Source organism: Pseudarthrobacter sp. B907, from assembly GCF_040137805.1.
Lineage (GTDB): Bacteria > Actinomycetota > Actinomycetes > Actinomycetales > Micrococcaceae > Arthrobacter.
This window is the reverse complement of the sequence record NZ_JBEEQE010000005.1, coordinates 198,276-217,071: the sequence shown is the minus strand read 5'-3', so window position 1 is coordinate 217,071 and position 18,796 is coordinate 198,276. Positions and strand designations below refer to the sequence as shown.

18 protein-coding genes and 1 riboswitch are annotated in these 18,796 nt (G+C 68.6%); of the genes, 10 read left to right on the top strand and 8 right to left on the bottom strand.

All coding sequences use genetic code 11. The features are described from left to right. Window positions 1–5 precede the first annotated feature (5 nt). The 4 genes from ABLI39_RS06650 (at window position 6) to ABLI39_RS06635 (ending at window position 3,957) form a co-directional block, all read left to right on the top strand. Complete coding sequence (locus ABLI39_RS06650; protein WP_349412643.1) at window positions 6–758, top strand: alpha/beta hydrolase; 753 nt, start codon at window positions 6–8, stop codon at window positions 756–758. Then, the gene (locus tag ABLI39_RS06645) at window positions 758–1,567 is read left to right on the top strand and encodes a DUF1295 domain-containing protein (RefSeq protein ID WP_349412642.1); all 810 of its coding nucleotides are present in this window, start codon (window positions 758–760) and stop codon (window positions 1,565–1,567) included. Before ABLI39_RS06650 ends, ABLI39_RS06645 begins: the two co-directional genes overlap by 1 nt. A 16-nt stretch (window positions 1,568–1,583) precedes the next feature. Next, window positions 1,584–2,435, top strand: coding sequence for a lysophospholipid acyltransferase family protein (locus ABLI39_RS06640; protein ID WP_349412641.1), 852 nt, complete (start codon window positions 1,584–1,586; stop codon window positions 2,433–2,435). 73 nt (window positions 2,436–2,508) lie between these two features. After that, window positions 2,509–3,957: a short-chain fatty acid transporter gene (locus tag ABLI39_RS06635; RefSeq protein WP_349412640.1), complete on the top strand. Its 1,449-nt coding sequence runs from the start codon at window positions 2,509–2,511 to the stop codon at window positions 3,955–3,957. A gap of 46 nt (window positions 3,958–4,003) precedes the next feature. Here the strand turns inward: ABLI39_RS06635 and ABLI39_RS06630 are convergent, their stop codons facing one another. From ABLI39_RS06630 to ABLI39_RS06620, 3 genes are all read right to left on the bottom strand, one after another. Further along, on the bottom strand, window positions 4,004–5,020 hold the full coding sequence (locus ABLI39_RS06630; protein WP_349412639.1) for a GNAT family N-acetyltransferase: 1,017 nt from the start codon (window positions 5,018–5,020) through the stop codon (window positions 4,004–4,006). A 2-nt stretch (window positions 5,021–5,022) separates the two neighbouring features. After that, window positions 5,023–6,408, bottom strand: a complete 1,386-nt coding sequence (locus ABLI39_RS06625; protein ID WP_349412638.1) for a glycine--tRNA ligase — start codon at window positions 6,406–6,408, stop codon at window positions 5,023–5,025. 118 nt (window positions 6,409–6,526) lie between these two features. Beyond that, the gene (locus tag ABLI39_RS06620) at window positions 6,527–7,516 is read right to left on the bottom strand and encodes a DMT family transporter (RefSeq protein WP_349412637.1); all 990 of its coding nucleotides are present in this window, start codon (window positions 7,514–7,516) and stop codon (window positions 6,527–6,529) included. A 33-nt stretch (window positions 7,517–7,549) separates the two neighbouring features. Between ABLI39_RS06620 and ABLI39_RS06615 the strand changes: the two genes are divergently transcribed. Next, window positions 7,550–7,786 carry an RNA-binding S4 domain-containing protein gene (locus ABLI39_RS06615; RefSeq protein ID WP_146335292.1) on the top strand — a complete coding sequence of 79 codons (237 nt, stop codon included), beginning with the start codon at window positions 7,550–7,552 and terminating at the stop codon, window positions 7,784–7,786. Between the two features lie 54 nt (window positions 7,787–7,840). Here ABLI39_RS06615 and ABLI39_RS06610 read toward each other — a convergent pair whose 3' ends face one another. After that, a complete protein-coding gene (locus ABLI39_RS06610) occupies window positions 7,841–8,503 on the bottom strand; it encodes an alpha/beta hydrolase (RefSeq protein WP_349412636.1) in 663 nt (220 codons plus the stop codon). A gap of 70 nt (window positions 8,504–8,573) precedes the next feature. Here ABLI39_RS06610 and ABLI39_RS06605 point away from each other — a divergent pair, with 70 nt between their 5' ends. Then, on the top strand, window positions 8,574–9,470 hold the full coding sequence (locus ABLI39_RS06605) for an SGNH/GDSL hydrolase family protein (protein WP_502935197.1): 897 nt from the start codon (window positions 8,574–8,576) through the stop codon (window positions 9,468–9,470). 77 nt (window positions 9,471–9,547) lie between these two features. Beyond that, window positions 9,548–10,057, top strand: coding sequence for a hypothetical protein (locus ABLI39_RS06600; protein ID WP_349412635.1), 510 nt, complete (start codon window positions 9,548–9,550; stop codon window positions 10,055–10,057). A 98-nt stretch (window positions 10,058–10,155) separates the two neighbouring features. On the opposite strand, the gene ABLI39_RS06595 is transcribed toward ABLI39_RS06600, so the two are convergent. Continuing rightward, window positions 10,156–11,640 carry a CoA-acylating methylmalonate-semialdehyde dehydrogenase gene (locus ABLI39_RS06595; RefSeq protein ID WP_349412633.1) on the bottom strand — a complete coding sequence of 495 codons (1,485 nt, stop codon included), beginning with the start codon at window positions 11,638–11,640 and terminating at the stop codon, window positions 10,156–10,158. A gap of 32 nt (window positions 11,641–11,672) precedes the next feature. After that, a complete protein-coding gene (mmsB, locus tag ABLI39_RS06590; RefSeq protein WP_349412632.1) occupies window positions 11,673–12,575 on the bottom strand; it encodes a 3-hydroxyisobutyrate dehydrogenase in 903 nt (300 codons plus the stop codon). A gap of 106 nt (window positions 12,576–12,681) precedes the next feature. Here mmsB and ABLI39_RS06585 point away from each other — a divergent pair, with 106 nt between their 5' ends. The 3 genes from ABLI39_RS06585 (at window position 12,682) to ABLI39_RS06575 (ending at window position 15,733) form a co-directional block, all read left to right on the top strand. Continuing rightward, a complete protein-coding gene (locus ABLI39_RS06585) occupies window positions 12,682–13,623 on the top strand; it encodes a LysR family transcriptional regulator (RefSeq protein ID WP_349412631.1) in 942 nt (313 codons plus the stop codon). Window positions 13,624–13,681: 58 nt separating this feature from the next. After that, window positions 13,682–14,221, top strand: a complete 540-nt coding sequence (locus ABLI39_RS06580) for a GNAT family N-acetyltransferase (RefSeq protein ID WP_349412630.1) — start codon at window positions 13,682–13,684, stop codon at window positions 14,219–14,221. 147 nt (window positions 14,222–14,368) lie between these two features. Further along, the gene (locus ABLI39_RS06575; RefSeq protein ID WP_349412629.1) at window positions 14,369–15,733 is read left to right on the top strand and encodes a sensor domain-containing phosphodiesterase; all 1,365 of its coding nucleotides are present in this window, start codon (window positions 14,369–14,371) and stop codon (window positions 15,731–15,733) included. A gap of 188 nt (window positions 15,734–15,921) precedes the next feature. On the opposite strand, the gene ABLI39_RS06570 is transcribed toward ABLI39_RS06575, so the two are convergent. Together ABLI39_RS06570 and metX are read right to left on the bottom strand one after the other, a co-directional pair. Then, the gene (locus tag ABLI39_RS06570) at window positions 15,922–17,304 is read right to left on the bottom strand and encodes an MFS transporter (protein ID WP_349412628.1); all 1,383 of its coding nucleotides are present in this window, start codon (window positions 17,302–17,304) and stop codon (window positions 15,922–15,924) included. 170 nt (window positions 17,305–17,474) lie between these two features. After that, the gene (gene metX, locus ABLI39_RS06565) at window positions 17,475–18,608 is read right to left on the bottom strand and encodes a homoserine O-acetyltransferase MetX (protein ID WP_349412627.1); all 1,134 of its coding nucleotides are present in this window, start codon (window positions 18,606–18,608) and stop codon (window positions 17,475–17,477) included. Window positions 18,609–18,619: 11 nt separating this feature from the next. Further along, window positions 18,620–18,735, bottom strand: a riboswitch (SAM riboswitch). Window positions 18,736–18,796 lie beyond the last annotated feature (61 nt).

Genomic DNA, 18,796 nt, shown 5'->3' with positions numbered 1-18,796 from the left:
CAGCCGTGGCCAGACGCAAGACTGACGACCGGGAGCACGGGGCAGCCGGAGCCGGCCCTGCGGCCCGGGCCGAACTGAGCATCGCCGACGCCGCCGGGCAGACCCGCGGCGTCGCCCTGGTGCTGCACGGCGGACGCTCGGACAGCTTCGAGGCGGTCCAGGCCCGGCATCTGAGCCCGGCGCGGATGTTGCCCTTTGCCCAGTCATTGCGGAACCAGGGCGGCCCGCACGGCCTGGCGGTGTGGACCCTGCGCAACCGCTACCGGGGCTGGAACGGGCCCGAGATGTCGCCGGTACAGGATGCCCGCTGGGCGCTGGCCCAGATCAGCAGCGAACACCCGGGCGTCCCCATCTTCCTGCTGGGCCACTCGATGGGCGGCCTCACCGCGCTCTGCGTCGCGGACCACCCGCAGGTGGAGGCCGTCGTCGCGCTGGCACCGTGGCTGAACGGCGCCACCCCGGTGGAGCCGCTCGCCGGGCGCCGGGTCCTGATCGTGCACGGCAGCGAGGACCGCTGGACCAGCCCGAAGAACTCACTGGCCTACGCGCGCCGCGCCGAAGGTATCGCGGCCTCGGTGGACTACGTCTCGCTGACCGGCGCCGGGCACTTTATGTTCCGCCGGGTCCGGCTCTGGAACTCCCTCGCCAACGGCTTCGTCCTGGATGCCTTCGCCAGCACCGCCGGCGCCGAACTGCCCGGCACGGACACGCTCCGCCAGGTCCTTCCGGCCGCCGCCACCCTCCCGGTGGTGCTGTGATGGCCGCCTTCCCATGGGACGCCTTCCTTGCCAGCCTGCCGTGGGTGGCCCTGGGACTGGTGGCGCTGCTGGCCGTGACGTTCGCCGTCGCCGTGCGCCAGAGCCGGCACTCGGTCATCGACACGGTCTGGGGGCTGGGCTTTGTGGTGGCGGCCGCGGTCTCCTGGGCACTGTCGGCCGGCCACGGCGACGCCGGCAGGCGGCTGCTGCTGCTGGCCCTGGTGGCCGTCTGGGGCATCAGGCTGGCCGTCCACATCGGTATCCGGGCCCGCGGCGGCCACGAGGATCCGCGCTATGTGGACATGCTCTCCTCGGCGCCCGGATCCCGCGACATCTATGCGTTGCGGCGCGTGTACCTGCCGCAAGGCATCGTGATGTTCTTCGTCTCACTCACCATCCAGGTGGGCATGTTCAGTACCGGCCCGCTCGGCTGGCTGGCGCTGCTCGGGGTGCTGCTGTGGGTTCTCGGCTTTGTCTTCGAAACCGTCGGAGACTGGCAGCTGGCCCGGTTCAAAGCCGACCCGGCCAAACGCGGCACCGTCCTGAATACCGGACTCTGGCGCTACACCCGGCACCCGAACTACTTTGGCGACGCCGCCGTCTGGGCCGGGCTGTTTTTGGTGGCGGCGGACTCCTGGCCCGGCGTGCTGACCGTACTCTCCCCCGCCCTGATGATCTGGACCCTGGCCGGCAAGACCGGCAAACCGCTGACCGAGAAGGCCATGTCCGCCCGTCCCGGGTACAAGGAATACGTCGAATCCACCTCCGGCTTTATCCCCTGGCCGCCCCGCCGGCCTGCGGGCCACTGAGATGCGGGGGTTTGAGGTGAGCTGGCGGCCGGCGCCCAGCGACCGCTTCTACCGCGTGATCGTCCGCACCGGCCAGGCGCTGCGCTGGCTGTTCCGGATCCGCGTCATCGTCACCGGCGCCGAACACCTTCGCGCGGCGGCCCCGGACCACGGCCCCGACCACGGTCCCCGCGGCGGCCTCCGCGGCGCCTCGCGGCGGGCCACCCCCGGCGCGGGCGCCGTCGTCGCGATCACGCATTTCGGCTACCTCGATTTTGCCTTCGCCGAGCTGCTGCTCTGGTGGCACAATCGCGCCCAGATGCGCTTCCTGATCACGCAGGCCGCGGCCGACCACTGGTTCGCCGGTCCCGCCGTCAGCGCCGCCGGGCACGTCGTCGTCGGCTATGACACCGGCGCCCATGCCTACGACGCCGCCGTGCAGAAACTCCGCGACGGCGAGTACGTCGCGATCCTGCCCGAGGCCGGCGTGAGCCGCAGCTTCCAGGTCCGGGAATGCCGGACCGGCGCCGTGCGGATGGCGGCCGAGGCGGGCGTCCCCCTCATCCCGGTCTCGGTCTGGGGCGCGCACCGGATCATGACCCGGCACCACGGCTTCTCCCCGCTCCGGGCCTGGCGGGCGCCGGTGCGGGTGCACGTGGGCGAACCCTTCTTCCTAGGCCCCGGACTGGACGTCCCGGCGGCCACCGAGGCCCTGCGGAGCGCCCTGCAGGCGGGGATCGACGCCGGCGTCGCGGACTTCCCGCTGAAACCGGAGCCGGGCGCCTGGTGGATGCCGGCCGCGCTCGGCGGCGGGGCGCCCACCGAGGAGGAACGGCGGCGGCTTGACGAGGCCGAGGTCCCGCGGCGCGCCCGCGGCAGGCGCCGATAAGCCCGGCTCCCGCAGCAGCGGTGGCTAAACTCCATCGGGTAGAAAAACGCACTCAATGGAGAGGTACCCCTCTGTGGCAAACACAGTCCTGACCAAAAGCGGCATCGGCGAAGAACGCGGCCTCGCCCGGATAGCCCAACGAATGGCCGCGTGGACCGAGAAGTGGTTCCCGGACGCCTACATCTTCGCCCTCGCCGGCGTTATCATCATCGCCCTGGCCGCCCTGGCCATCGGCGCCTCACCCCAATCGATCGCCGATTCCTTCGGCAACGGCTTCTGGGACCTGACCGCCTTCACCCTGCAAATGGCCATGGTGGTGCTCACCGGCTACGTCGTGGCGACCTCGCCGCCGGTGGCCCGCCTGATCGGCCGGCTGGCCCTCGTTCCCGCGACCGCCCGCACCGCCGTGAGCTTCGTGGCACTGATGTCCATGTCGGTGTCCTTCCTAAACTGGGGCCTCAGCCTGATCTTCGGCGGCCTGCTGGCCCGGGCGATCGCCCGCCGCAAGGACCTCACCGTGGACTACCGCGCCCTCGGCGCGGCCGCGTTCATGGGCCTCGGTGCCGTCTGGGCGCTCGGCCTGTCCTCCTCGGCCGCGCAGCTGCAGGCGACGGCGGCCTCGCTGCCGCCGGCCCTGCTGAAGATCACCGGCATCCTGGACTTCGGCGCCACCATCTTCACCTGGCAGTCGCTGCTGACCCTGGCCATCCTGATGCTGCTGACCACGGTGATCGCCCACTTCTCGGCACCGCAGGGCGGCGCGATCCGCACCGCGGCGGACCTGGGCGTGGACCTCGACGATGAGCCCAGCGAGCCGGCGCCGCGGTCCCGCCCGGGCGAGTGGCTCGAATACAGCAAGATCCTGCCGATCCTCGCCGGGCTCCTGACCCTGAGCTGGCTGGTCTCGCAGTTCCTCACCAAGCCGTTCCTAACGGTGGTGAGCAGCCTCAATGGCTACCTGCTGGTGTTCCTCATCCTCGGACTGGTGCTGCACGGCACCCCGCGGAACTTCCTGCAGGCCGTCACCAAGGCCGTCCCTGCAACCGCCGGCATCCTCGTGCAGTTCCCGCTGTACGCGGCAATGGCCGCGATCCTGACCAAGGCCACCGGCCACGGCGGGATGACCATCTCGGCGCACCTGGCCGAGTTCTTCTCGGGCATCGGCAGCGGCGGCGGCTTCGCCGTCGTCATTGCGCTGTACACGGCCGTGCTGGGCCTGCTGGTGCCCTCCGGCGGCGGCAAGTGGCTCGTGGAGGCGCCGTACGTCATGCAGTCCGCCACCGATGTCCAGATGAACCTGGGCTGGACCGTGCAGATCTACAACATCGCCGAGGCGCTGCCCAATCTGATCAACCCGTTCTTTATGCTCCCGCTGCTGGCGGTGCTGAGGCTGCGGGCCCGCGACCTAGTGGGCTTCACGTTCTTGCAGTTCGTCTTCCACCTGCCGGTGGTGCTGCTGCTGGTCTGGCTGCTCGGCATGACGTTCGACTTCGTTCCGCCGGTGATGCCGCCGGGCAAGTAGCCGTTAGACCCGACTGACCCGCAGCTGTTGCTGCGGGTCAGTCGGGTTAAGCGGGATAGACGGGGTCGGAGACGATCAGGGTTTCCGCCCCGGCCTGCCGGGCCTTGCCGCTCTCCAGCAACGGTTCGACGACGGCGCGCAGCGCGTCCATCGAATCGTCCAGTTCCAGCAGGACCGGGTACTGGTACGCGATCAGCGCCAGCAGGTCCCGGACCGCGGCCCGGGCATCCTCGGCGGACAGTTCCGGGTCGTGGCCGAGGAACACATCCGAGGGCTCCCCCGCCTTGGTGGCGTGGCCCTCTTCGGGACCGCCCATTTCCGGGCCGCCCTGGGCGTAGCTGACCGCAAATGCCTGGAGCCGGCCCTTCTTGCTGGCCGGCACACCCGCGCCGAAGGCGCTGGCCTTGGGCGCGCGCAGCACAATCGCCCCGTGGGCGCCGCTGAGGTCGTCCAGGAAGAGCCGCTGCACCGTGGCAATGCTGAGGTCCCCGGGGCTGTCCCAGTCGTGCACGGCGGTGTAGTAGCGGCCCACGACGTCGCTGAGCTCCACCGACCCGGTGGCCAGGTCCTCCACCTGCTCCGAGGCTGCGGCCTCGGAGCCGTCGCCGAAGACCGGCAGCTTCAGGGCGCCGGGCTCGACGACGACCAGGCGGGAGCGCTGGATCGGCGCCAGGCCGGCGGCCTCGGCGAAGGCGGCGCCGGGCGTGCCTGGCTCCACCTTGGTCCGGAGCCGGGACACTCCCGAGGGCGACTGCCCGGCTTCGTGCCGGAGCATGGCCAGCAGCGTCGAGCCGATGCCGGTCCGGCGGTGGTCGCGGGAAACCTCGACGTAGACCCAGAGGCGCTCCGGATGCAGCGAGGCCTCATGGACCACCCCGGCAGCGACGGGGATGGCGACGCCGTCGACGACGTCCTCGGCCACGATGCAGCGGCGCCACGGGGCGTTGCCGGAGGGGGCGAGGGTGGCACGGAACTGCCGGGCCTGGTCCGTCTCCGGGCCGCCCCACATCTCCAGCAGCGCGAGGTCGTCGCCGTCGCGCCATTCGCGGTACGCGATCGTCATGATCAGGCGCCGATCAGCCGTGCGGCCAGGTAGCCCTCCACCTTGTCCAGGGCGACGCGTTCCTGGCTCATGGTGTCGCGTTCGCGGATGGTCACGGCCTGGTCCTCGAGCGTGTCGAAGTCCACCGTGATGCAGAACGGCGTACCGATCTCGTCCTGGCGGCGGTAGCGGCGGCCGATGGCGCCGGCGTCGTCGAACTCGATGTTCCAGCTCTTGCGCAGCTGCGCGGCGAGGTCCTTGGCCTTCGGCGACAGGTCCTCGTTACGGCTCAGCGGGAGCACGGCAGCCTTGACCGGGGCCAGGCGCGGATCGAGCTTAAGCACGGTGCGGACGTCGACGCCGCCCTTGGCGTTGGGCGCCTCGTCCTCGGTGTACGCGTCGATCATAAACGCCATAAAGGAGCGCGTGAGGCCGGCGGCGGGCTCGATCACGTACGGGGTGTAGCGCTCGTTGGTGGCCTGGTTGAAGTAGCTCAGGTCCGCGCCGGAGGCCTTCGAGTGCGTGGAGAGGTCAAAGTCGGTGCGGTTGGCGATGCCCTCGAGCTCGCCCCATTCGGAGCCGTGGAAGCCGAAGCGGTATTCGATGTCCGTGGTGCCCTTGGAGTAGTGGCTGAGCTTCTCCAGCGGGTGCTCGAAGAAGCGCAGGTTTTCCTCGCGGATGCCCAGGGACGTGTACCAGGCCATGCGCTCCTTCATCCAGTACTGGTGCCACTGCTCGTCGGTGCCGGGCTCGACGAAGAACTCCATCTCCATCTGCTCGAACTCGCGGGTGCGGAAGATGAAGTTGCCCGGCGTGATTTCGTTGCGGAAGGACTTGCCGATCTGGCCGATGCCGAAGGGCGGCTTTTTCCGCGAGGTGGTGAGCACGTTGGAGAAGTTCACGAAGATGCCCTGGGCGGTTTCGGGGCGCAGGTAGTGCAGGCCCTCTTCGCTGGCGACGGGGCCCAGGTAGGTCTTTAGCAGGCCGGAGAATTCCTGCGGTTCGGTCCATTCGCCGCGGGTGCCGCAGTTGGCGCAGGCGATGTCCTTGAGGCCGTTCTCGGCGGGGCGGCCCTTCTTCTCCTCGTATTCTTCCTCGAGGTGGTCCGCGCGGTAGCGCTTGTGGCAGGAGAGGCACTCCACCAGCGGGTCGGAGAAGACCTCGACGTGGCCGGAGGCTTCCCAGACCTGGCGGGGCAGGATCACCGAGGAATCTAGGCCGACGACGTCCTCGCGGCCGCGGACCACGGACTGCCACCACTGGCGCTTGATGTTTTCCTTCAGCTCGGCACCGAGGGGACCGTAGTCCCAGGCAGAACGGGAGCCACCGTAGATTTCACCGGCCTGGAAGACGAAACCCCGTCGCTTGGCGAGGGAAATGATCTGGTCGAGTACGGGTTTTGCTGCCATGGGAACTCCAGTTTCTGCAGGGCCGCTGGGTGCGGTCCGTGCTGTCAGCCCCGGGTCACCGGCTGGTTGCCGGGCGGGGTGTTGCGGTCGGGGTAATGCAAGCTCCTAGCCTACCGGGCTAGCGCCCCTTGAGGGTCCCGCGGGACCAGGGCAGGCTGGCCAGGACGATCGCGGCCAGGGTCAGCAGCGTGCCGACCACGGTGGGCAGGGCGACGACGGTGCCCGGTGCGGGCAGCGCCAGGTCCAGGGCCAGGGATCCGAGCAGCTGCCCGGCGATCATGCCGAGCCCGGTGACCAGCACGCCCAGGCTGCGGACCAGGAAGGCGGCGACGGCGATGAACACGCAGCCCATCGGGCCGCCCAGGTAGTACCACCATTCGCCCGGAAGCGCGTGGCCTGGCCCGGCCGCGGCCAGCTTGATCAGCCAGGCGAGCCAGAGCACGATGCTGCCGGCGACGAAGTTGACCAGGGTGGCGGTGATGGGGGTGCGGTAGTGGACTGTTGCGGTGCCATTCATCGCCTGCTGGAAGCTCATCAGGAATCCGGCGAGCACCGGCAGCAGCACAGGCAGCACCAGCGCCATGGGGTCGGACGCGCCTGAGCCGTCTGCGCCGCCGGACGCGAAGCGCGGCGACACGGCCCACGCCACCGCGGCGACGGTCAGCACGCTGCCGAGGACCCGGATGCCGGTGATGGGCCGCTTGCCCGCCGGACCGATGCCCATCCGGTCCACCAGCAGTCCGCTGAGGGTCTGGCCGGTGACGGCGGCGACGGTGAACAGGGCCACGCCGAGGAGCCCGACGGTGAAGGACTGGGCGAAGACGAAGAGCGCGCCGATGCCGCCGGCCAGCACGTAGTACCGCGGGAAGCGCCGTTCGCGCAGCGCCGGCAGGACCTGGGCCAGCCCGGCGCGGCCCTTGGGCAGCAGCAGCGAGATGGCGATCATCAGTACCAGGCCGGTGCTGAAGCTCACCACGGCGGCGGCCAGGCCGTCGGCCAGGACTGTGCCCAGGGCGCCGTTGATGCGGCCCTGAACGGGGACGAGGAGCCCGGCGGAAACGGCCAGGAGCAGTCCGACGGGCAGTGGGAGCCGCGGTGCGTGGGTCATTGGTGCCACCTTTGGTCAGGCATTATTGCTTGTATGAGCAACCCGGAAATCGAAGACATCCCCATCCGCGACGACATGATCCGGCTGGGCCAGCTGCTGAAGCTGGCCAACCTCGTCGAGGACGGGGTGGAGGCTGCGGAACTGATCAAGAACGGGCTCGTGAAGGTCAACGGCGAGATCGATGACCGCCGCGGCCGCCAGCTGCACCACGGCGACACCGTCACCGTGAACGGCCAGACCGTGCGGATCAGCACGCCCGGCGGCGCCTAAGCCCAGCGGAGCCGGGCGGCGCCCGACGACGGCGGCCGGCGGCGCCGTCGTCGGCTATTTGTTGAGCACCTCGTGGGTGAGGAACTCGCCGACGTGGCCGATCTCCTGCTGGTTGATGCCGTGCCACATGCCGGTGTAGAGCACCTTGGTGAGCTTCACATGCCTGCGCACCCAGCCCATGGTGAACTCGATCTTGTCCGGCGTGATCACGGGGTCCTGCTGGTCGCGCCCCCAGAACATCGGCACGGTGCCGTCCAGTTCCGCGTCGCGGAAGCTCGGGTCACCGCCCGCGTCGACGGCGAAGCCTGAGAGCCCGACGACGGCGGCGTAGCCGTCCGGCCGCTGCCGCAGCAGGGTGGTCGCCATGGCCATGCCCATCGAGAAGCCCAGCAGGGTGACCGAGGGGTGGTTGGCCCGGACCGAGTCGATCCAGTCCTGGACGTATGCCGCGGCGTGCTTGACGGCGTCGAGTGAGTAGTCGATGGACGCCGTCAGTGGGAACCAGGTGAAGCCCGGTCCGGAGACCAGTGGGGCACGCAGCGAGGCCACCACAAACTCGTCGGGCAGCAGGTCCGCCAGGCTCAGCAGGTCCTGTTCGTTGGCCCCGTAGCCGTGCAGCAGCACCAGCAGGGGCCTGCCTGCGCGGGCCTCTTCGGGCCGGGACCAGAGGACAACGGGGTCGGGGAAGGCGGCGGGATACGGGGCGGCGTCTGTCATGGCTCCATTCTTGCAGTTACCAATCGGTAACAAGCTACGGTGGCGTAGCTTTGCGGGGAGAGTGCAGGATATGAAGGTGAGCGAAACAGCAGCCATGGAGAATTATCCGGACCGGACCGTCAACCACCCTTGGACCCGCTACGTGGCGATGGGCGACTCCTTCACCGAGGGGATCGGCGATCCGGAACCGGCGAGCCCGGGCGGCCACCGCGGCTGGGCGGACCGGGTGGCGGAGGAACTGAGCCGCGGCCAGGCTGATTTCGCCTACGCCAACCTTGCGGTCCGGGGCCGGCTCCTGCAGCAGATCGTGGACCAGCAGCTGGCGCATTGCCTGTCCCTGAAGCCGGACCTCGTGACCCTGTCCGCCGGCGGGAACGACCTGATCCGGCCCGGCGGCGACCCCGATGTCCTCGCCGAGCGGCTGGACTCGGTGGTGCAGATCCTGAGCCTGGGCGGCGCCACCGTGGTGCTCTTCAACGGCCCGGACACCGGCTCCACCGTGCTGGGCCGGATCCGCAGCAAGGTGGCGATCTACAACGAGAACCTGCGCACCGTGGCGGCCCGGCACGACGCCGTCATCGCCGACATGTGGTCCCTGCGCCAGCTCAACGACCCGCAGATGTGGGACGTGGACCGGCTGCATTTCTCGCCGCTGGGCCACCACACCATCGCGGCCATGGTGCTGGATTCACTGAACGTGCAACACACCCTGGAGCCCCTTGCGCCCAAGCCCCTGCCGCAGCGCAACTGGCGGGAGGCGCGCACCGGCGACCTCATCTGGGCCCGCGAGCACTTCGTCCCGTGGGTGGTCCGCCGGCTCCGGCACCGCTCCTCCGGCGACGGCATCACGGCCAAGCGTCCGCTGGCCGGGCCGGTGTTCGGCCCGGGGATGCCGCTGGGCTCGGGTGAGGGGCCTCCCGGTTCGGGCGAGGGCCTGCCCGGCGCCGAGGATGCCCTGCGCTCCTGAGCGGCGCCGCCGGGCCGGGCACCCTTGGCCGGTAGGGCGCGTTAAGCTGAAGGACCACTCCTGAAAGGTTCGATACCGTGTTCACCTTGTTTGGGCTCGCCATCCTGGCGACGATCATCATGCTCGCTATGCGCCGGTACAAGGCGTCCAACCGCGGCCAGAACGGCAATGGCCCCACCTTCCCCGGCCAGCCTTTCGGCGGGTTCCCGGGCCAGTTCCCCGGCCAGCAGAACAACCAGCCGCGGGACGGTTTCACCCAGCGGGACTACTACGGCGGGTTCGGCCAGCTGGGCGCCCCGCAGCCTCCGGCGAACCAGCAGTACCCCGCGAACCAGCAGTACCCCGTCCCGTACGAGGACAGCCCGGAGTACCTGAACAACCCCCCGCAGGCCGCGCCGCCGCAGCAGTGGCAGCCGCAGCCCCCGGCGGCCCCCGCGACGCCGGACGTTCCGCCGGTTCCGCCCGTGCCCTCCGGCCCGCAGGGTTACCGCGCGCGCAAGCTCGCCGAGCTGGACCAGAAGTACAGCAACGGCGAACTCGCCATGGAGGACTACATGGCCCAGCGCGCGGAGATCATGAAGGGCTAGCCCCTGGACACACACAACGCGGGGTCACTTACGGCCCATAATCCACTGCTGGATGGGCCGTAAGTGACCCCGCGTTGCTTTATGCGGGGAGGGATTCCTCAGTCGACCTGGGGGAAGCCGAGGTCGATCACCGAGGTGGACGGGTCCGGCCAGCGGGTGGTGACCACCTTGCCGCGGGTGTAGAAGCGGATGCTCTCCGGGCCGTACATGTGGGTGTCGCCGAACAGCGAGTTCTTCCAGCCGCCGAAGGAGAAGGTGCCCACCGGCACCGGGATCGGGACGTTCACGCCCACCATGCCGGCCTCGACGTCGAACTCGAACTGCCGCGCGGCGCCGCCGTCGCGGGTGAAGATCGCCACGCCGTTGCCGAACTCGTTGTCGTTGACGAGCTTGACGGCGTCGGCGTAGGTCTCGACGCGGACCACCGAGAGGACGGGGCCGAAGATCTCGTCGTCGTAGACCTTCATGCCGGGCTTGACGTGGTCGATCAGGCTGACGCCGATGAAGAAGCCGTTGGAATCGAACTCCTGATCCCGGCCGTCCACCACCACGGAGGCGCCCTCGTCTGCGGCGCCGGCGACGTAGGAGGCCACCTTGTCGCGGTGCTCGGCGGTGATCAGCGGGCCCATCTGGGACGCAGGGTCGGTGCCGGGGCCGATCTTGAGGGTGGCCATCCGGGTCTTAATCGCGTCCACCAGTTCGTCCGCGATGTTCCCGACCGCCACCAGGACGCTGACGGCCATGCAGCGCTCCCCCGCGGAGCCGTAGGCGGCGGAGACGGCGGCGTCGGCAGCCATGTTCAGGTCCGCGTCCGGGAGCACCACCATGTGGTTCTTGGCCCCGCCGAGGGCCTGGACCCGCTTGCCGTGGTCCGCGGCGCGCTTGTAGATCGACTGGGCAATCGGCGTCGAGCCCACAAAGCTGACGGCCTTGACGTCCGGGTGCTCAAGCAGCACGTCCACGGCTTCCTTGTCCCCGTGTACCACGTTCAGCACGCCGGCGGGCAGGCCGGCCTCGGCGAAGACCTGGGCGATGAAGATCGCGGAGGACGGGTCCTTTTCGCTCGGCTTCAGCAGCACGGTGTTGCCGCAGGCCAGGGCGCTGCCGATCATCCAGAGCGGCACCATGGCCGGGAAGTTGAAGGGCGTGATGCAGGCGACGACGCCGACCGGCTGGCGGACGGAGTGCACGTCGACGCCGCCGGCCACCTGCTCGGAGCGTTCGCCCTTGAGGGCGTGGGACAGCCCGGTGGCGAATTCGATGTTTTCCAGGCCTCGGGTGATCTCGCCCTCGGCGTCGGAGAGGACCTTGCCGTGTTCGCTGGTCAGCAGGGCAGCGAGTTCGGGCCGGCGCTGCATGAGCAGTTCGCGGACCTTGAAGAAGATGCCGGTGCGCTTGGCCAGGCTGGTGGCGCGCCAGCCTGGCAGCGCGGCGCGGGCGGCGGCGATGGCCTCTTCAACGCGGGCTGCGGAGGCGAGGGCCACCTCCTTTTCCTGCTCGCCGGTGGCGGGGTTGAAGACGGGACCGTAGCGCTCGGCGTCGGAGACGAGGGCGCCGTTGATGAAGTGCGGAATGCGTTCCATGGGGTGGATCTCTTTCTACAAAGGTGTGGTGGCTACTTGGCGGACTCGAACGAGCCGTCGACGAGCTGGACGATCGCGGAGCAGTCCTTGCCGGACTGTCCGCCATCGATGAGCCGCTGGAAGAGCTGCTGGACGTGCTCGCCGATTTCCAGCGGGGTGCCGGTGTCCTTGGCGGCGCTGATGGCCAGCCCGATGTCCTTGTTGGCGAGCTCGGCGGTGAACGTCGGGGCGAAGTCGTTGTTGGAGGCCGCGGTGGGGACGACGCCGGCCACCGGGTACCAGGTGCGCAGCGCCCAGCTGTCGCCGGAGGAAACCGAGGCGATGTCCCAGAAGACCTGCTTGTCCAGGCCCAGCCGGTCGGCGAGGACAGCGCCCTCGGCCGTGGAGGCGAGGTTGATAAAGAGCATCAGGTTGTTGCAGATCTTGGCGGCCTGGCCGGTGGTGGCGCCGCCGGTGGGGATGATGTTGGCGGCCATCGGGCGGATGTATTCGGTGGCCTCAGCGACGGCGCCGGCCTCGCCGCCGATCATAAAGGTCAGCGTGGCGGCCTTGGCGCCGCTCATGCCGCCGGAGACGGGCGCGTCGACGAAGCGGAAGCCGGCCGCGGCGGCGGCGTCGTGCAGCGCCTGGGCGGAGGCGATGTCGATCGTGGAGGAGTCCACCAGCAGGGTTTTGGTGTCCGCGTGGGCCAGGACGCCGTCCTCGCCGAGGTAGACGGCGCGGGCGTGCTCGCCCTTGGGGAGCATGGTGAAGACGACGTCGGCGCCCTCAACTGCCTCGGCGATACTGCCGACGGGCTTGACTCCCCCGGCCTCGGCTGCCGCCACGGCCTCGAGGTTCAGGTCGAAGCCGCGGACCTCGTTTCCGGCTTTGGCGAGGTTCACCGACATGGACCCGCCCATGTTTCCCAGTCCGATCCAGGCGACAACTGCCATGGCATAAGCTCCTTTGCTTTGCATTGTGTCCGGCGCAATTGCCGGAGTTCCGTGTCCAGCATCACACCCTGCTACAGTGCAATCAAGGGGAAAAAGTGAAGATGGCATGTGCATCGATGCACACATCGACGAAAGGCCAACGGTGGACTTGAAGCGGCTTCCCAGCCCGGACGACCTGCTGATCCTGCTGACGGTGGCCCGGCTGGGCCGGTTCAACGCCGTCGCTGAGACTCTGGGCACCACGCACACCACCATCTCGCGCAGAATCCTCGCCCTGGACAAACAGCTCGGCGGCCGGACGCTGGAGCGCAGCCCGCACGGCTGGGAGCTCACCGAGCTGGGGTCCCAGGCGGTGGTGGCCGCGGAGGCCATCGAGGGGACCCTCGGCGCATTGTCCGGCCGGATCGCCCGGGGCGAGGACGTGCTCTCCGGCCTGGTCCGGATCAGCACGCCGGACGGCTTCGGCGCGGAATTCGTCGCCCCGGCCCTGGTCCGGCTGCAGCAGGAACACCCGCTGCTAAACGTGGAGATGCTCAGCGCCACCCGCAAAGTCAGCCAAAACCGCTCCGGCGTGGACCTGGAGGTGGTGGTGGGCAACCTGGAGGTCAGCAACGCGCAGACCATTTTCCTGTCCAACTACTTCCTGCGGCTTTACGCGAGCCCGCAGTACGCGGATGAGCACGGGCTTCCGGAAACCCTCGACGACGTTCGGCGGCACGGCTTTGTCTCCTACGTGGAGTCGGCACTGCAGGTCGCGGAGCTGGGCCACCGCTCCACCCAGCTCCCGATGCCCCGCTCCAGCTTTCAGGCCACGAGCATCTTCGCCCAGCTCGAGGCCGTCCGCCGCGCCGCCGGGATCGGGCTGCTGCCCAACTTCCTCGTCGTCGGCAAACCCGGCTTTGTGCCGGTTCTGCCGGACGACTTCCAGCGGCAGCTGCCGATCTGGGCGGTGGCGCGGGCGGAGTCGCTGCGCTCGGCGCCGGTGCAGGCCGTGCTGGCGGCGGTCAGGGCCGAGATCGCCGAACGCCAAGATGTGCTGGCGGGCTGAGCCGGGGGGCTGCGTGGGGACCTCCCCGCGCTATAGGTCACGCCCCATAATTGTCGCTATGGACTACGTGCCAGTACCTCGGATCGATGCCGCCCTCGAAACAGATCGACTGCTGCTGCGGCCATGGCAGGTGTCCGACGCCGCTGTCCTGCGCGAACTGTGGACCGAGCGCGATCCACGCGTTCCTCCGCATCGCCGCATCAGTGCCGATGGTCACCCCACGCTGGAAGATATCGAGGACAGCATCCGTCGCGACGATCGGCATCCCTTCCCCGGGTTGCTGGCCGCCGAGCAAAAGGGTTCGGGGCAGGTCATTGGCTATTGCGGGCTGATTCCCAACCGGCATGGACAGCCCGAGGAACCGGAGCTCGCCTTCGAGTTCCTCCGCGACGTCTGGCGCCAGGGGTTTGCGACCGAGGCCTCCCGGTCCGTCCTCCAACAGGCGCAGGAATCAGGCTACCGACGCATTTGGGCGACGGTCCGTGACTGGAACACCGCGTCACGCCGCGTGCTGGCCAAACTCGGCTTCGTCGAAACCGGGCGGGTGGAACCCGACGACATCCACGGCGATTCTCTCTTCACCGCGAAGACATTCTGACCATAATCCGGGGGCAACGGCGCCCGGAGCGGGGTCGGATTGCGAACATCAAGATCCATCGCGCCCGAGAAACGCTGGTGGTCCCTATCCCACCAATCCGATCAGGCACGGTAGTAGGCTCATGTTACCAAGCCTGGGGGAATGGAAATGTCAAAGAATTCGGGTTCGCCGCGGATACGCGATGTACTGGTTGTTGTGCTGGCCATCCAGATGGTGTTCGCCGTGACGGCGGCCGCCATCGTGATCCTTGACCCTGAAGGCATCCTGGATGAACCAAGGGACCGGTTGCTGGCCAGTCTCCTCGTGTTGGCGCCCATGGCCATGGCTCTAGTCCTGGCTGTACGTTTCCGCAGGGGGCACCGGGCTGAGAGGCGCCGTGCTGGGGCTACCGCCCAGTTGATGGACACTGTCCTGATCACCAGCCAGGAGTGGGTGTGGGCCGTCGACGACCGGGGACGCTTCACGTTTTCGAGCCCGACCAGTGAGAACCTTCTCGGATGGAAGCCGGACGAGTTGCTCGGCCAGCGATGCGACCTCGTCATCGATGGCGGCGACCTGGCGCGCGCCAAGCTCGACGTGGCGGCCGCCTCCGGACCGGGCTGGACAGGTGTCATCGTTCGGTGCCGGCACCGCGACGGCGGCGCCGTATGGATGGAAGTCTCCGGCACTGTCCGCCCCGCCACGGACGACCGGCCCGGAGGATTCGAGGGCACGAGCCGGATGCTCCCGCCGTTGACGGCACAGGAGGCGATGGATTCCCTCAACCGCGAACAGCTCCAACTGATGCTCGACCAGGACCGGCTCCTTACGGCCTTCCAGCCCATCCACAGCCTCGCAACAGGCAAACTCCTCGGCGTCGAGGCGCTGACCCGGTTCGTCGGCGAGGACGGTGCCGGCCCCGAATTCTGGTTCAAGGAGGCCGCCATCGTCGGCCTGTTGAGTGAACTTGAGTTCGCCGCCATGGAGAAAGCACTGGAGACGGCGCAGGGACTTCCCCCGGGCATCTACGTGGCTTTGAACCTTTCCCCGGAGACGTGTCTGGACCCACGTCTGCCTGACCTGCTCCAGCGCTCCGGGCTGCCCCCGAAACGAATTGTCCTGGAACTAACGGAACGGCTCGAAGTAAGCGAATACGCCCCGCTCCTTGCCGTGCTGGCCCCGTTGCGGAAAGAGGGGCTCCGCATCGCCGTGGACGACGCCGGCTCCGGCTTCGCCTCCATGCGCCATGTCCTCCACGTCCGGCCCGAAATCATCAAACTGGACCGCAGCCTGATCGCCGGGATCGACGACGACCAGGGCCAGCACGCACTCGGCGCCGCCATGGTGGAGTTTGCCCGCCAAATCGGCGCCACGCTGATCGCTGAAGGGATCGAAACGCCTGAGGACCTCGCGGCCGTGGCAGGACTCGGCATGAGCGCTGGGCAGGGCTACCTCATCGGCCGCCCCTCGATCCACCCGAAAGACTGGGCCGCCTGGTCAGAGAGCATGCGCCTCGGGCCCGACACACAATAGACGGCACACCTTGCCTTTGGCGCCTGAACCTCTCGCGCCCGAACTTCGGAACCGGTCGAGTCGTGGATGAGCCGCCCGCGAAAATGCCGGTGACGGCGGGCTAATCGGGGACGGTTAACGGCAGCTGCCCGCGCCCGCGGTGAACGCGGACACGGGCAGCGTGGTGCCAATGGAGCTTACTTCTTGCCTTACTTCTTGCCTGCGGCAAGGAGGTCGGCGGTGCCCTGGGCGTCGGCGGCGTCGACGTCGTGCAGGGAGATGCCGCGGGTTTCCTTCAGGAAGTACACGGCGACCATGGTGACAACGCAGGCGATGAGCAGGTAGATGGCCACCGGAACGGAGGACTTGTACTGGCCCAGGAGCGCGACGGCGATGATCGGGGCGAGCGAACCGGCCACGATCGACGTCACCTGGTAGCCGAGCGAGACGCCGGAGTAACGCATCCGGGTCGGGAACATCTCGGCCATGATGGCCGGCTGCCCGGCGTACATCAGTGCGTGGAAGAGCAGGCCGATGATGACGGCGGCCAGGATGATGAAGTCGTTGCCGGTGTCCATCATCGGGAAGGCGAAGAAGCCCCAGGTCGCACCCAGGACGGCACCTGCCATGTAAACGGGCTTGCGGCCGAAGCGGTCCGAGAGCCGGCCCACCACCGGGACCACGGAGAAGTGAATCGCGTGCGCCACGAGCAGCAGGAGCAGGATCTTGGCGGTGTCGGCGTGGACCACGGTCTTCAGGTAAGTGATGGAGAAAGTGACCACGAGGTAGTACAGGATGTTTTCCGCGAACCGCAGGCCCATGGCGGTGAACACGCCGCGGGGGTAGCGGCGGAAGACTTCGGCGACGCCGTAGCCCTTGTTTTCGGTGACAACTTCCTTCTGTGCCTCGAGGAAGATCGGGGCGTCCTGGACCTTGGTGCGGATGTAGTAGCCGACGACGACGATCACGGCGGAGAGCCAGAATGCCACGCGCCAGCCCCAGCCGAGGAAGTCCGCGGAGGACAGCGTGGAGGAGAGGATGAACAGCACGGCGGTGGCGAGCAGGTTGCCGAGCGGGACGGCCGACTGCGGCCAGCTGGACCAGAAGCCGCGGGACTTGCTCGGGCTGTGCTCGGCCACGAGTAGCACGGCGCCGCCCCATTCGCCGCCTACGGCGAAGCCCTGGGCGAAGCGCAGGAAGACCAGCAGGGCCGGTGCCCAGTAACCGATCTGCGCGAAGCTGGGGAGGCAGCCCATCAGGAAGGTGGAGACGCCCACCAGAATGATGCTGAGCTGCAGCAGCTGCTTGCGGCCGAACTTGTCACCGAAGTGGCCAAAGACGATGCCGCCGATCGGGCGGGCCACGAAACCCACCGCGTAAGTCAGGAACGCGGCAAGAATGCCGTCCAGTTCCGTACCCGAGTTGGGGAAGAACATCTTGCCGAAGACCAGGGTGGCGGCGGAGGCGTAGAGGAAGAACTCATACCACTCGACAACCGTGCCGGCCATGGAGGCCGTTACTACCTTCTTCAGTCCGGACGTCTTGACGTCCGGCTCCTCTGCGCGCCGTGCGGCGGCGTTTTCCGTGCTCATGCGAACTCCTTTGGTGTCGCCTTCGACACCCTGTGGACCATTGGGTTGACAACGCGCGTGTGAGTTGGGACACACGGCGTCATTCTCCACGAGTATGGCCCCGCATCCCGGCAGGCTCAACCACTAATCACGCAGGGCGTGTCTGCAAAAATGCACACACCTCCCCTTGGCTACGCGAAGAAGGTGCTCCGGAGCTGCCCGCTGAGCTGGCCGATTTCGGTCAGGAAGCCGTCGTGGCCGATCGGAGCTTCGATGATGTGCACCGGAACCTCACCCGGCAAGGCGGCGGCGAGTTCATCGGACTGGGCCGGGAAGTACAGCCGGTCCGAGTCCACGGCCGCCACGAAGAACTCCGCCGTGGCGCGGGAAACGGCCTCCTCCAGGGTGCCGCGGCCGCGCGTGACGTCGTGGCTCATAAGCGCCTCGGTGATGGCAATGTAGCTGTTGGCGTCGAAACGGCGCACCAGCTTGTTGCCCTGGTGATCGAGGTAGCTCTCCACCTGGTAGCGGCCCCGTCCCGCCAGCGACCCGGCCTCCAGCGGCGCCTCGGCGGCCTGGGCGTTCCGTCCGAAGCGGCCGTCCAGCTCGGCGGCGGAGCGGTAGGTGATGTGGGCGATCCGGCGCGCCAAGGCCAGCCCGGCGTCCGGCTCCGGGCCGCCGTAGTAGTCGCCGCCGTTGAAATGAGGGTCCTGGCGGATGGCGAGGGTCTGGGCCTGCGCGAAGGCAATCTGCTCGGCCGTGCTGCTGGCACCGACGGAAATAACAGCGCAGCGCCGGACCCGCGCCGGGTAGCTGACCGCCCATTCCAGGGCGCGGGCTCCGCCGAGGGAGCCGCCGAGCACGGCGTACCAGCTGCCGATCCCGAGGGCGTCGGCGAGCCGGGCTTCGGCGGCGGTGCTGTCGCGAAGGGTTACCAGCGGGAAGCGGGAGCCCCACGGCCGGCCGTCCGGCGCCGGCGTCGAGGGCCCGGTGGAGCCGTAGCAGCCGCCGAGGATGTTGATGGAGACAACAAAGTACTTGTCCGTGTCCACCGGGGCGCCGGGGCCGGCCAGCTGCTCCCACCATCCCGGCTCCTCGCCGGCGCCGCGGGTGACGTGGGTGTCCCCGGTCAGGGCGTGTTCGATCAGCACCGCATTAGAGGCGTCCGCGTTTAGGGTGCCCCAGGTTTCGTAGGCGAGCGTGGCCTCCGGCAAGGTGGCGCCGGATTCCAGCACCAGGGAGCCGATCGACAGGTACTGAACGGTTCCGTCCGGGACCGCGGGCTTGTTTTCGGGTACTCCCGTACGGGAGACGGCAATCGTCATGTGGGGACCTAACCTCGCGCTTGCCCGCCGTCAGCTGACCGGCGGGCCAGGTCTTCACCCGGGGCACCCCGCCGCGGAAGGAGGGTTGCCGGCCAGCAAGCCGGGGCTGTCGCTGGCACTCATGACCTGCGTCGATTCTACGAAACCCGGCGGGGCAAGCGCGAAGATTGTGACGGCCGTGTGACAGC

Bases quoted from the DNA above. Each gene is read 5' to 3' on its own strand.
- ABLI39_RS06645 (WP_349412642.1), top strand. From the start codon at position 758: ATGGCCGCCTTCCCATGGGACGCCTTCCTTGCCAGCCTGCCGTGGGTG.
- ABLI39_RS06630 (WP_349412639.1), bottom strand. From the start codon at position 5,020: ATGACGATCGCGTACCGCGAATGGCGCGACGGCGACGACCTCGCGCTG.
- ABLI39_RS06625 (WP_349412638.1), bottom strand. From the start codon at position 6,408: ATGGCAGCAAAACCCGTACTCGACCAGATCATTTCCCTCGCCAAGCGA.
- ABLI39_RS06620 (WP_349412637.1), bottom strand. From the start codon at position 7,516: ATGACCCACGCACCGCGGCTCCCACTGCCCGTCGGACTGCTCCTGGCC.
- ABLI39_RS06615 (WP_146335292.1), top strand. From the start codon at position 7,550: ATGAGCAACCCGGAAATCGAAGACATCCCCATCCGCGACGACATGATC.
- ABLI39_RS06610 (WP_349412636.1), bottom strand. From the start codon at position 8,503: ATGACAGACGCCGCCCCGTATCCCGCCGCCTTCCCCGACCCCGTTGTC.
- ABLI39_RS06605 (WP_502935197.1), top strand. From the start codon at position 8,574: ATGAAGGTGAGCGAAACAGCAGCCATGGAGAATTATCCGGACCGGACC.
- ABLI39_RS06595 (WP_349412633.1), bottom strand. From the start codon at position 11,640: ATGGAACGCATTCCGCACTTCATCAACGGCGCCCTCGTCTCCGACGCC.
- mmsB (WP_349412632.1), bottom strand. From the start codon at position 12,575: ATGGCAGTTGTCGCCTGGATCGGACTGGGAAACATGGGCGGGTCCATG.
- ABLI39_RS06585 (WP_349412631.1), top strand. From the start codon at position 12,682: ATGTGCATCGATGCACACATCGACGAAAGGCCAACGGTGGACTTGAAG.
- ABLI39_RS06580 (WP_349412630.1), top strand. From the start codon at position 13,682: ATGGACTACGTGCCAGTACCTCGGATCGATGCCGCCCTCGAAACAGAT.
- ABLI39_RS06575 (WP_349412629.1), top strand. From the start codon at position 14,369: ATGTCAAAGAATTCGGGTTCGCCGCGGATACGCGATGTACTGGTTGTT.
- ABLI39_RS06570 (WP_349412628.1), bottom strand. From the start codon at position 17,304: ATGAGCACGGAAAACGCCGCCGCACGGCGCGCAGAGGAGCCGGACGTC.
- metX (WP_349412627.1), bottom strand. From the start codon at position 18,608: ATGACGATTGCCGTCTCCCGTACGGGAGTACCCGAAAACAAGCCCGCG.